The organism is Pseudacidovorax intermedius (genome assembly GCF_001476815.1).
Taxonomy (GTDB): Bacteria; Pseudomonadota; Gammaproteobacteria; order Burkholderiales; family Burkholderiaceae_C; genus Xenophilus; species Xenophilus intermedius_A.
The window spans coordinates 42793-53121 of the sequence record NZ_LDSL01000011.1 but is presented as its reverse complement, the minus strand read 5'-3'; the positions used below and the strand labels follow the sequence as shown (position 1 = coordinate 53121).

7 protein-coding genes and 1 tRNA gene are annotated in these 10329 nt (G+C 70.7%); all 8 read right to left on the bottom strand.

Annotated features, from left to right (window positions below):
• Positions 1-360: 360 nt before the first annotated feature.
• The 8 genes from NS331_RS01695 to NS331_RS01655 all read right to left on the bottom strand — a co-directional run bounded on the left by NS331_RS01695 (position 361) and on the right by NS331_RS01655 (position 10222).
• Positions 361-453, bottom strand: a tRNA-Sec gene (locus NS331_RS01695).
• 114 nt (positions 454-567) lie between these two features.
• Complete coding sequence (gene selB, locus NS331_RS01690; protein ID WP_058640292.1) at positions 568-2478, bottom strand: selenocysteine-specific translation elongation factor; 1911 nt, start codon at positions 2476-2478, stop codon at positions 568-570.
• Positions 2475-3923 carry an L-seryl-tRNA(Sec) selenium transferase gene (gene selA, locus NS331_RS01685; protein ID WP_058640291.1) on the bottom strand — a complete coding sequence of 483 codons (1449 nt, stop codon included), beginning with the start codon at positions 3921-3923 and terminating at the stop codon, positions 2475-2477. Before selA ends, selB begins: the two co-directional genes overlap by 4 nt.
• Positions 3923-4975 carry a formate dehydrogenase accessory protein FdhE gene (fdhE, locus tag NS331_RS01680; RefSeq protein WP_058640290.1) on the bottom strand — a complete coding sequence of 351 codons (1053 nt, stop codon included), beginning with the start codon at positions 4973-4975 and terminating at the stop codon, positions 3923-3925. The genes selA and fdhE overlap by 1 nt, the downstream gene beginning before the upstream one ends.
• A 143-nt stretch (positions 4976-5118) precedes the next feature.
• Positions 5119-5742 carry a formate dehydrogenase subunit gamma gene (locus NS331_RS01675; RefSeq protein ID WP_058640289.1) on the bottom strand — a complete coding sequence of 208 codons (624 nt, stop codon included), beginning with the start codon at positions 5740-5742 and terminating at the stop codon, positions 5119-5121.
• Positions 5739-6692: a formate dehydrogenase subunit beta gene (gene fdxH / locus NS331_RS01670; RefSeq protein WP_058640288.1), complete on the bottom strand. Its 954-nt coding sequence runs from the start codon at positions 6690-6692 to the stop codon at positions 5739-5741. Before fdxH ends, NS331_RS01675 begins: the two co-directional genes overlap by 4 nt.
• A gap of 15 nt (positions 6693-6707) precedes the next feature.
• Entirely contained in the window at positions 6708-9782 is a 3075-nt protein-coding gene (gene fdnG, locus NS331_RS01665; protein WP_153012703.1) for a formate dehydrogenase-N subunit alpha, read from the bottom strand.
• 104 nt (positions 9783-9886) lie between these two features.
• Positions 9887-10222 carry a hypothetical protein gene (locus NS331_RS01655; RefSeq protein ID WP_058640285.1) on the bottom strand — a complete coding sequence of 112 codons (336 nt, stop codon included), beginning with the start codon at positions 10220-10222 and terminating at the stop codon, positions 9887-9889.
• Positions 10223-10329 lie beyond the last annotated feature (107 nt).

Here is a 10329-nt window from a genome sequence, read left to right as displayed (position 1 = left end):
GTGCGTGGGACGGGCTCCCCTTCGGGATTGCCCGCCGGGCGCGGCCTTGTGTTGCGTCGGCTGTCTGGCTCCTCTCCCCGCTGGGGAGAGGTTGGGTGAGGGGCTGGCGGCGGCGGATGCCCCGCATGGTCATTACTGCCCAGGCCCTCACCCCAACCCTCTCCCAGAGGTAGAGGGAGGAAGTGCGCCTCTCTTCCCCGCCTTGGACTTGCCGCAAACCTGCTTCCGCTACGCCTTTGGGGGGACAGCCGCCGTCGCGAGCGGGCCGAGGTTGCGCCGAGAAGCGCAGCCGTACATGGGTACGGCGAGCATCGCAGGTGCAAGATCGACCCGCGCAGCAGGCGGATGCCCCCGAAAGGGCGGAGGGGAGAGGGAGTCGAACCCTCCCAGCGACGCGTGGCGCCACCCACCGGGTTTGAAGCCCGGCCGCCCCACCAGGGACGTTTCCCCTCCGAATGGGCGACCGCTGCGCGGCGCCCATGGAATGTTGTCTTGCGCAGCCCCGCCGCTGCCCGGCCGCCTGCGGCGCCAACCCTGCCACCTTCGTGGCCGGCGTTGCACGGGCCCTCATGCGCCCCGCCCCCCGAACATCGCCGTGTCCGGCCGCAGCAGGTGCGTGTCCTTGACGCGCCGCGTGTAGCCCACGCGGTCGAAGAACTCCAGGATCTGGATCGCGCGCTTGCGGCCGAGGCCGGTGGCGTCGCGGAAGCTCGCGGCCTGCAGGCCGTCCGGGCCGTCGATGCAGTCGCGGGCCAGGGCCGCCAGGCGCTCGACGGTGGGCAGCGGATAGTACAGGTCTTTGACCACCTGGAAGGCCGCGCCGCGGCGGGCCAGGCTGGCCAGGGTCTGGCGCACCATGGCCTCGCTGGCGGCCAGGTCCTTGGCCAGTTCGCGCACCCAGGGCGGGTCGAAGCCGCCGTCGGCGAGCCTGGGCAGCAACTGCTGTGCGAGCTTCTCCTCGGCGGCGTTGAGGCGGGCTGCATGGTCGGGCAGGTGCAGCCAGTGGGCGCTGCGCATCAGGCGGCCATCCGCCACCAGCGACTCGACCAGCACGCGCCACAGGCCGTCGTCGGTGCGCGGGCCAGCCAGGCGGCGAAGCCGGCGCGCGTCGGGGCCGATCTCGGCGGGCTGGGCCTCGTGGAAGGCGCGCAGGCGTTCGACGACCTGCGCCTTCAGCGTTTCCAGGTGGCGGCGGGCGATCAGCATGCCGTCGATGCGCAGCGCATCGGCCGGCAAGGGCGCCAGCGCGTCGGGGCCGGGCAGGGCGAGGGCGCGCGCAAGGCGTGCGGCGTCCAGACCCAGGGGCGCGGCCTGCAGCAGGCCGTCGAGCAGGGCGGCACGGTCGGGCAGGGCCCAGGCCGCCAGTTCGGCCAGGCGCTGGGGCGTGCGGCGGTAGCGCACCGGCGCATACGGGTCCAGCACGCGCACGCCGGCCACGGTGCGCGTGGCGCTGGCATCGCGCAGCACGCCGCGGTCGCCATGCCAGGCGGCCACGGGCTCGCGCAGCACCAGCTGGGCCAGGGCGGTGTCGCCGGGCGCCAGGCTGTCGCGGTCGAGCAGGGCGACCGAGGCCATCACGTCGCTGGCGCCCAGGTGCACGTGCACCGGCACGCCCGAGCGCAGCGCCTGTCCTTCGCCGGGCCACAGCGTGAGCTGCACGTCGATGCGCGTGGTCGCAAGGGCGATGGCCGGATCGCACAGCCAGTCGCCGCGGCGCACGTCCTCCTTGGCCAGGCCCGCCAGGGCCAGGGCGCAGCGCTGGCCGGCGCGCGCTTCGTCGGCCGGAATGTTCTGGGCATGGATGCCGCGCAGGCGCGCGCTGCGTTCGCCGGGCACCAGGCGCAGTTCGTCGCCGATGCGGGCGGTGCCGGCATGGACGCTGCCGGTGGCCACGGTGCCGACACCGGCCAGGGTGAAGGCGCGGTCGGCGGCCAGGCGGAAGGCGAGCGTGGCGTCATGGCCGCGCACCTCGCCGGCGGCCTGCAGCAGGTGCTGGCGCAGGGCATCCACCCCCTCGCCGGTCTGGGCGGAGAGCGGGAACACGGGCGCCCCGGCCAGCGGTGTGGCCGCGAGCAGGTCGGCGATCTCGGTGCGCAGCTGGGCGATGCGCGCCTCGCGCTCGGCGGCGTCGATGCGGTCGACTTTGGTCAGGGCCACGCTGCCGCGGTCCAGGCCGAGCAGCGCGACCACGGCCAGGTGCTCGCGGGTCTGCGGCATCACGCCGTCGTCGGCGGCCACCACCAGCAGGGCGTGGTCGATGCCGGTGGCGCCGGCCAGCATGGTGTGCAGCAGGCGCTCGTGGCCGGGCACGTCGACGAAGCCCAGCGACGCGTCGCCGGCCTGCAGGTAGGCATAGCCCAGTTCGATGGAGATGCCGCGGCGCTTTTCCTCCGGCAGGCGGTCGGTGTCCACGCCGGTGAGGGCGCGCACCAGCGTGGTCTTGCCGTGGTCGATGTGGCCGGCGGTGCCGATGATCATGCGAGGCGCTCGCGCAGGTGCGGCAGTTGGCCGAGCAGGTCGGCGGCGTCTTCCAGGCAGCGCAGGTCCAGCAGCAGGCGGTCGTCGGCGATGCGGCCGATGACGGGCAGGGGCAGTTGCCGCAGTGCCTGCGCCAGCTGGTCGAGCGCACGGCCGATGCCCTTCCTGGTGATGCCGGCGGGTGCGAGCGCCAGGCCGGCGGAGGGCAGGCGCTCCACCGGCAGCGAGCCGCTGCCGATCTGGCCCTGCAGCGCGACGGGCTCGACCGTGAAGCGCGGCGCCACGGCCTCGGCCAGCGGGCCGTGCACGGCGCGGGCGGTGGCCTGGATGGCCTCCAGCGGGCGGGTGAGCAGGCGCAGCGTGGGCAGGTCCTGCGCCAGGCGTTCGGGGCGCAGGTAGAGCCTCAGCGTGGCCTCCAGCGCCGCCAGCGGCAGCTTGCTCATGCGCAGGGCGCGCTTCATGGGGAACTTGCGGATGCGGCCCACGGCTTCCTTGCTGCCCACGATCAGGCCGGCCTGCGGGCCGCCCAGCAGCTTGTCGCCGGAGAAGGTGACCACGTCGCAGCCGGCCGCCAGTTTTTCCTGCGGCAGCGGCTCGCGCGGCAGGCCGTAGGCGGCCAGGTCCACCAGCGAGCCGCTGCCCAGGTCGGTGGCCACGGGCAGGCCGCGCGCATGGGCGATGCCGGCCAGCACCGATTCGTCCACCGACGCGGTGAAGCCCTGCACCGCGTAGTTGCTGGTGTGCACCTTCAGCAGCAGCGCGGTGCGTTCGGTGATGGCCTCTTCGTAGTCGCGCGGATGGGTGCGGTTGGTGGTGCCCACCTCCACCATGTGCGCGCCGGCCGAGGCCATGACGTCGGGCATGCGGAAGGCGCCGCCGATCTCCACCAGCTCGCCGCGGGAGACGATGACCTCGCGGTCGCGCGCCATGGCGCCCAGGGTCAGCAGCACGGCGGCGGCGTTGTTGTTGACCACGGTGGCGGCCTCGGCGCCGGTGAGCGTGGTCAGCAGTTCCTCGACCACCGAGTCGCGGTCGCCGCGGCCGCCGGTGGCGAGGTCGTATTCCAGGTTGTTGGGGCCGGCCATCAGCCGCAGCAGGTGCGCGAGGGCCTCGTCGGCCAGCAGGGCGCGGCCGAGGTTGGTGTGGATGACGGTGCCGGTGAGGTTGAGCACCCGCTGCATGCGCGGCGCGAGGCGGGCCTGCACGCGCTCAAGGAGCGCGGCCTGCATCGCTTCAGGCTGCACGTCCGCCAGCGGCAACTGGCCGGCGACGGCGCGCGGGCGCAGCGCGTCGAGCAGGGCGCGCGCCTCGCCGGCCACCAGCGTGTGGCCGTGGGCGGCGATCAGGGATTGCGTGTCCGGCGCACGCAGCAGCCGGTCGACGGCGGGCAGATCCTGGGGACTTGCCTTGGAGCCGTGGACCACGGACTCGTCGGGCAGGGCCATCAGCCGCCCCCGCCGTCGTCGGGTGTGGCGCCCACGGGCTCGGGCTCGGGATCGCCGAAGAGCAGCATCAGGTTGTGGCCGATGCGTTGATGGCCGGCCTCGGCCACCAGCAGGTCCAGCGGCAGGCTGGCCAGGTCGTCGGCGATGGGCTCGACCTCGGGGTCACGGTCCATGGCCACCAGCTTGAGGTAGTGGCCGCATTCGTCGCAGCATTCGGCGCGCACCGCGCCGGGCTTGAGGCCCACCGGCCGCTCGGGTGCGGCGGCGCCCTCGGGCTCCAGCGACTGGTAGTGGATGCCCTTGGTGCTCTCGCAGTGTGCGCATTTGACGCGCACGTAGTGCCATTGCGTGCTGCACAGCGCGCAGTGCAGGTAGCGCACCCCGGCATCCTCGGCGCCGATGCGGATCACGCCCGCGGTGGGCGCGCTGCCGCAGCAGGGGCAGCGGGTGAGCGGCTCGGTGACGCCGAAGGCGCGCAGCGGGCCATGCTCGTCGGCCGTGGCGATGGCGAGGTGGGTGAAGTAGACCTGCAGCCCAGCCGCCACCAGCGGCGCGGTGCCCAGGTCCAGGCCGAACATGATGCCCTGCGTGAGCAGCGTGGCCTGACGCTCCAGCCAGTCGCTGTCGGCATCGAGCACGCGCTGCACGCCGGCGCGCGCGGGGCCCTCGGGCAGGCGCGTGCGCAGCGGCGTCAGCACCTGGCGCAGCACGGCGCGCCAGGCCGGGTCGCGCGGCCACAGGTCGGCCGGCAGGGGCGGACGCAGCGCCTGCGAGGCGGCGTCGATGGCGGCCAGGTCGGGCAGGTGGACGTCGGGATGGTGCTGCAGGGCCTCGTGCTGGGCCTGCGCGATGTCGGCCACGAAGAGCAGGTAGTCGCGCATCGGATGGCCGGCGGCCAGCTGGCGCAGGCGCAGGCCGCGGTCGGCGAACACGGTGGCGCGCCGCGGCAGGCGCAAAAAGGGCACCCGCTGGCCGGCCTGCATCGCGATCTGCTCGGGCTCGAGCACCCGCGTGCTGGCGAAGAAGGCGGCGGGGTGGCTGGGTTCGGTCATCGGGGGCGAATGCTAGAGCAAGGCGGTGTCTGGGCGCATGCCAGGGGTATCCCGAGGCGGCCGGACAAATAACGAACCCCACGGACCAAAGGTGCCGTGGGGCCGGATGGCGCATCAGCGCCGGGGCAGGGAAGGTCGGGCGCTCAGTCGCGCCCGGTCATCTCGCGGTGCCACACCGGGTGGTTGAGCCGCGCCCAGCCTTCGGTGACGGTGCCGCGGGTCATGGCGCGCATGGTGCCCTTGACCCAGATGGCGGCGTACACGTGCATGATCACCGCCAGCACCAGGAACACGGCCGAGGCCGCATGCAGCACCACCGCGATGCGCCGCAGCGTGATCGGGAAATAGTGCACGAACCATGGGCTCCAGAACAGGAAGCCCGTCGCCAGCAGCACCAGCAGCGACACCGCCATGACCCAGAACACCAGCTTCTGGCCGGCGTTGTACTTGCCCACCGGCGGCATGTGCTCCTTGTGGCCGGCCAGCATCTGGCCCGAGCGCTTCATCCATTCCACGTCGTTGCGGTCGATCAGGTTCTCGCGCCAGAGGCCGAAGAACATGAAGACGAAGCCGAGCACCATCAAGAGGCCCATGAAGGGGTGCAGGATGCGCGTCCACTGCCCGCCGCCGAACAGGTTGGTCAGCGGGAACAGCGCCGGGTGGAAGAAGGCCAGGCCCGAGAGGGCGGCGCAGAAGAACATGAGGACGATGAACCAGTGGTTCATCCGCGTGCCGTTCTTGTAGCGGCGCAGGTAGACACGGCTCATGGCTGGGCTCCTTCACGGCGGTCTGCGGCGGGCTTCTCGATCACGACGACCTCGTGGTCATCGGGCACGCCATCGGCGTCCTGGTCGTCCTTGGCTTCGACCGGCCCCACCTTCATGTAGTGGAAGAAGCCGCCGATCACCGCGCCGGCCATGGCCAGCAGGCCCAGCGGCTTGGCGATGCCCTTCCAGAGCGAGACCAGCGGGCTGATCGTCGGATCCTTGGGCAGGCCGTGGTAGAGCTCGGGCCGGTCGGCATGCTGCAGCACGTACATGACGTGCGTGCCGCCCACACCCTGCGGGTCGTAGACGCCGGCATTGGCATAGCCGCGCTCCTTGAGGTCGACGAGGCGCTCGGCGGCGTACTCGTGCATGTCCTCCTTGGTGCCGAACTGGATGGCGCCGGTGGGGCAGACCTTGGCGCAGGCTGGCTCCAGGCCCACGCCCACGCGGTCGGAGCACAGCGAGCACTTGTAGGCCCGGTTGTCCGCCTTGTTGATGCGCGGCACATTGAAGGGGCAGCCCGTGACGCAATTGCCGCAGCCCACGCAATGCTCGCTGATGAAATCGACGATGCCGTTGCTGTACTTGACGATGGCGCCGGGCGCCGGGCAGGCCTTGAGGCAGCCCGGGTCCTCGCAGTGCATGCAGCCGTCCTTGCGGATCAGCCATTCCAGCTTGCCCTCTTCGGGCTCGACTTCCGAGAAGCGCATCACCGTCCAGGACGACGGCGTGAGGTCCATCGGGTTGTCGTAGGTGCCGTGGTTGGTGCCGACCTCGTCGCGCAGATCGTTCCACTGCATGCAGGCCACCTGGCAGGCCTTGCAGCCGATGCAGGCCGACACGTCGATCAGCTTGGCCACCGGCTGCACCTGCGGCTGGTGGCGCACCACGGGCGGCTGCACCGTGGTGGCCGAGCGCTTGGCGATGTCCAGGGATTGGAGTGAAGACATGGATGCGCTCCTTCCCTAGGCTTTTTCGATGTTCACGGTGAAGGACTTGTATTCGGGCGTCTGCGTGTTCGCATCCCCCACGAACGGCGTCAGCGTGTTCACCAGGTAACCCGGCTTGGCCACGCCCACGAATCCCCAGTGGTTCGGCAGGCCGACGGTATGCACCGTCCTGCCGTCCACCTGCAGCACCGAGATGCGCTTGGAGACCACCGCGACGGCCTTGATGAAGCCGCGCTTGCTCGACACCTTGACCCAGTCGCCGTTGGCGATGCCCTTTTCCTTCGCCAGCACATCGCTGATCTCCACGAACTGCTGCGGCTGGATGATGGCCGAGGTCTGTACGTTCTTCGTCCAGTAGTGGAAGTGCTCCGTCAGGCGGTAGCTGGTGGCCACGTACGGGAAGTCCTTGGGCACGCCCAGGCGCTCCAGGTCGCCCTTGAAGATGCGCGCCGCCGGGTTGGCCCGCGCCACCTTGTTGTTGGGGTGCAGCGGGTTGTTGGGCAGCGGCGACTCGAAGGGCTCGTAGTGCTCCGGCAGCGGCCCTTCGGCCATGCCGGTGGGCGCGAACAGGCGCGCCACGCCTTCGGCGGTCATGATGAAGGGGCGCACCGCATCCGGGTCGGCCGGGTTGGCGTCGGGGCGGATGTCCGGCACGTCCGGGCCGGTCCACTTGGCGCCGTCCCAGAACACCAGCGGCCGCTTCGCGATCCAGGGCTTGCCGGTCTTGGGGTCGGTGGAGGCGGCGTTGTACAGGATGCGCCGGTTGGCCGGCCAGGCCCAGGCCCAGTCCTGCACCATGCCGATGCCGTAGGGGTCGGCGTTGCCGCGGCGGCCCATCTGGTTGCCGGCCTGGGTCCAGGCGCCGGCATAGATCCAGCAGCCGCTGGCCGTGGTGCCGTCGTCGCGCAGCAGGCCGAAGCCCGCCAGCTGCTCGCCGGCCTTGGCCAGCACCTTGGTCGGGTCCTTGGGATCGGTGACGTCGGCCAGGGCCTTGCCGTTGTATTCCATCGCCAGCTCTTCGGGCGACGGCGAGGTCGGAATCTTGTAGTTCCAGGCCAGGTTGAGGATCGGGTCCGGGAAGGCGCCGCCCTCCTTGGCATAGGCCGCGCGCAGCCGCGTGAACAGCTCGCCCACGATCTCGGTGTCGGGCAGGGCCTCGCCCGGGGGCTCGGCGCCCTTCCAGTGCCACTGCAGCCAGCGGCTGGAGTTGGTAACCGAGCCGTTCTCCTCCGCGAAGCAGGTCGACGGCAGGCGGAACACCGTGGTCTGGATCTGCTTGGGATCGACGTCGTTGTGCTCGCCGAAATTGCGCCAGAACTCGCTGGTCTCGGTCATCAGCGGATCGATGGTGACCAGGAACTTGAGCTTGGACAGGCTGCGCACGATCTTGTGCTTGTCCGGGAAGGAGCCGACGGGGTTGAAGCCCTGGCAGATGTAGCCGTTGAGCTTGCCCTGGTCCATCAGCTCGAAGGCCTGGAGCACGTCGTAGAGCTTGTCGATCTTGGGCAGGTAGTGGAAGGCCCAGTCGTTCTCGGCCGTGGCCGCCTTGCCGAACCAGGCCTTCTGCATGCTGACGAAGAACTTGGGGTAGTTCTGCCAGTAGCTCATCTGGTTGGGACGCAGCGGCTTGAGGGCGCGCGGGCGGTAGTAGTCGTCCAGCGTCTGCTCGGTGTCGCGCGCCAGCGAGAGGTAGCCGGGCAGCGAGTTCGACAGCAGGCCCAGGTCGGTCAGGCCCTGGATGTTGCTGTGGCCGCGCAGTGCGTTCATGCCGCCGCCAGGGGCGCCGATGTTGCCCAGCAGCAGCTGCACGATGGCGCCGGTGCGGATGATCTGCGAGCCCTGGCTGTGCTGCGTCCAGCCCAGCGCATACATGATGGTCATGGTGCGGCCGGGCACGCTGGTGCTGGCGATGTACTCGCAGACCTTCAGGAACTTGTCCTGGGGCGTGCCCGTGATGCGGCTGACCATCTCGGGCGTGTAGCGCGAATAGTGGCGCTTCATGACCTGCAGCACGCAGTTCGGGTCCTGCATGGTCATGTCGACCTTCGCATGGCCCTGCTCGTCGAGCGCGTAGCCCCAGCTCTTGTTGTCGTAGCTGCGCTTCTCGGCGTTGTAGCCGCTGAAGATGCCGTCCTCGAACTTGTAGTCCGGGCCCACGATGAAGGGGGCGTTGGTGTAGTTGCGGACGTACTCGGTCTGGATCTTGTCCTGGCTCAGCAGGTAGTTCACGACGCCGCCCAGGAAGGCGATGTCCGACCCCGCGCGGATGGGCGCGTAGTAGTCCGCCACGGCGGCCGAGCGCGTGAAGCGCGGGTCCACCACGACGAGGCGTGCCTTGTTGTGCTTCTTGGCCTCGATGACCCATTTGAAGCCGCACGGATGCGCTTCTGCGGCATTGCCGCCCATGATCAGGACCAGATCAGCGTTCTGGATGTCCTGCCAATGGTTGGTCATCGCACCGCGGCCGAACGTCGGGGCCAGACTGGCCACCGTCGGTCCGTGTCAAACGCGGGCCTGGTTGTCGAAGACGAGCATTCCGAGCGAGCGGAATGCCTTGTGCGTGAGATAGCCGGTTTCGTTGGAGGAGGCCGAGGCACACAGCATGCCCGACGAGGTCCAGCGGTTGACCACCTGGCCCGCGGCGTTGGTGGCCTGGAAGTTGGCGTCGCGGTCGGCCTTGAGCAGCTTGGCGATGCGGCCGAAGGCTTCGTCCCAGCTCACGCGCTTCCATTCGGTGCTGCCGGGCTCGCGCACCTCGGGGTACTTCAGCCGGTTGGGGCTGTGGACGAAGTCGAGCAGGCCGGCACCCTTGGGGCACAGCGTGCCGCGGTTGACGGGATGGTCCGGGTCGCCCTCGATGTGAAGGATGGAGGCCTTCACGTTCTTGGCCTTGTCGCCCAGGCTATACATCAGAAGGCCACAGCCCACGGAGCAGTAGGTGCAGGTCTGGCGCGTCTCCGTGGTGCGGGCCAGCTTGAACTGGCGCGTCTCGGCCAGTGCGGCGGTGGGCGAGAAGCCCAGCGCCACCAGGCTGGAGCCGACCAGGCCGGCGCCGCTGACGCGGAAGAAATGGCGGCGGTTCATGTCCATGACCGAACCTCCTGCAATGACACGTGTCTCGTGGGCTTCATCGTGGGTCGCGTGGGAGCGCGTCTTTCGTGGAAATCCTGTGGGGCGGCCCGGACCGGGTGGGCTCAGTTCTTCGGGGCGGCGCCGTCGCCGGCGGAGGGCGCGGGCGTCGGGCCATCGACGGTGTGGCCGCCGGCGGCCTGGCCGGCCGCGACGCCGCCGATGGCCGAGCTGCCCTCGGCCGGTCCTTTATGGGCGCCGGAGTCTACGCCCGCATGCGAGGGCGCCGGGGTGATGCCCTCGGGTGTCCCACTGGCAGCGGAGGATGTTGCGGCCGGGGCCGCTGCGGCGGGTGCGGGCGCGGCGGCCTCGGCCTTGGGCTTGGGGTCGCAGCCGGCCAGCAGCCCGGCGGCGGTGGCCAGGGCGGTGAGGGCGAGGGCGGATCGCAGCAGCGGGGTCATCGTGGTTCTCCTGGAATGGGGGTGGGCCGTGGGCGCCGATCCTAGGCAGCCCTTCCCCCGCGCACGCGTCGGAGGAGGCCGCGTCCGCCCGCCCATGATGGCCGCCG